1 protein-coding gene is annotated in these 1,876 nt (G+C 46.3%); it reads right to left on the reverse strand.

From position 1 onward, the window contains the following. Positions 1-245: 245 nt before the first annotated feature. A complete protein-coding gene (ltrA, locus tag QUA07_RS29835; RefSeq protein WP_333332849.1) occupies positions 246-1,559 on the reverse strand; it encodes a group II intron reverse transcriptase/maturase in 1,314 nt (437 codons plus the stop codon). Positions 1,560-1,876: the final 317 nt, after the last annotated feature.

Consider the following 1,876-nt stretch of genomic DNA (forward strand, 5'->3'; position numbering starts at 1 on the left):
GTTCTTCCCCGTTGAATAGAGATTCTCCGCATTTAGGACAAATGCATCCTTGGTTCTGAGCAATCTTTTGTTTACTGGGAGTAAGAGATTTAGATTTAGCCTTCTCCCTGTCTTGCCAGTAGATTTTAAGATTTGGATCGTCAGGAGATGATCTGCCCTTCACCAGAATATGTCTTTCTATCCTGAACCAGCTAAATTTGAGCAAATGCATTCCTGTGGTTTTGTCACCAAATACCCATCGGTCGCTACGCTCTAAATTCAGCCTGCCCCAATACCGGCTTTGTCTCCAGTAACGGGGTTTTGTAGGGTGGGTGTGCTTGACTCGGGCGAACTGCCCGATGAAACATCCAACGGTCAAGACTATGAAAAATTTCACAAGACACTCCTGAACGGAAATAGTTCGCCCATCCTCGAATAATCGGGTTTAAGCGTTTAATAATTGCTAGAACATTCGACCCTCGCAAGGAGAGCCATTCCTTTCGCAACTTATTCCGTATTTTGCTTACCGATTCCTTGCTTGGCTTAATCAGCAGCTTCCAACCTGTTTTAGAGGTTTTTTCGGCTCTGTAGTGTCTGATGTTGAAGCCTAGAAAGTCGAATCCCTCACTCAGATGAACAATTTTGGTTTTCTGGGCCGATAGCTCTAACCCTCTTTGTTGCAACCAACTTTTTAGGATTTCAATCACTTCTTCGGCATCTTCTTTAGACTCACAGAATGCTGCAAAATCGTCCGCATAACGAACGATTGCTCGCTTTCCAATAGACTGACCTCTGGAGTCGTATTTGACACCAATGGCTTCCTCCATTCCATGCAAGGCAATGTTAGCTAACAAGGGGGACACCACGCCGCCCTGGGGAGTTCCACTATCCGTTTCATGAAAAACTCCTTGTTCCATGTATCCTGCCTTGAGCCATTGTTTAATCAGTTCCCGACCAGGGACTTCACCAATTGCCTTGAGCAAGAATTCATGGCTGATATTGTCAAATGCGCCTTTGATGTCAGCATCTACGACCCATTTCTTCCGTTTATTTGGTCGAGCTAAGCCGAAGATCTTCTCAATTGCATCATGACAACTTCTACCAGGGCGGAATCCGTAGCTGGTTCCCTCGAAATTTGCCTCCCATTCTGGTTCAAGAGCGTTCTTGACCATTGCTTGAAGACATCTATCTTGGACAACCGGGATTCCCAAAGGACGTTGTTTTCTGTTTGATTTCGGAATGTACACCCGACGCACAGGTTTTGCTCTCCAAAGGGTGAAAACCGATAATTCATCGACCAGTTTGCCTCTGGCTGTAGGAGTTTTCACCACTACTTTGTCAATTCCTGGCGTATTTCTACCTGCGTTCTGCTGCGTCACTCTGCGAACACTCGTAAGAATATTGGCATAGCTTCGTAGCATTAGCTTTTGAAGCGAACGTACCTTTTTATAGTTTCGTTCTGTGGTCGCCCGAAAGATTCTCTGTCTCAAATTCCTGACAGTCCGATTGACTTTGCGCCAGTTAATGGCGTTCCAATCGGTTTGCCCTTTGGTTCCGTTTGCTAAAGCTATGCTTTGCATCTAACTTGTCCTTCAGTGAGAAATCATTACAGAAGTCTTTGGGTAATTCACCTGACCCACGTCAGCACCCTTTCAGGTTGGGTATTGCCCTATCCAGCAGGTTATGGATTTCCTTTGCCTTTCGGCTTACTGGCGTTCGCTTCTTGGGTCATCCCTGTCCCACTGGGGAATTCAGTCGTCCTTGCGGTTGACCTACTGGAAATCCAGACCCCATTGCGGTTATCACGTTCCACATGTTAGAGATGCAACTGAAGAGGGTGTCTCCTCTACTGCGGGGACGGGGTGTCCTCGAATTCGATTCATAAGACCGAATTCCG

This window comes from Microcoleus sp. T3_A4, from assembly GCF_036700465.1.
GTDB lineage: Bacteria > Cyanobacteriota > Cyanobacteriia > Cyanobacteriales > Microcoleaceae > Microcoleus.

Bases quoted from the DNA above. Each gene is read 5' to 3' on its own strand.
- ltrA (WP_333332849.1), bottom strand. From the start codon at position 1,559: ATGCAAAGCATAGCTTTAGCAAACGGAACCAAAGGGCAAACCGATTGG.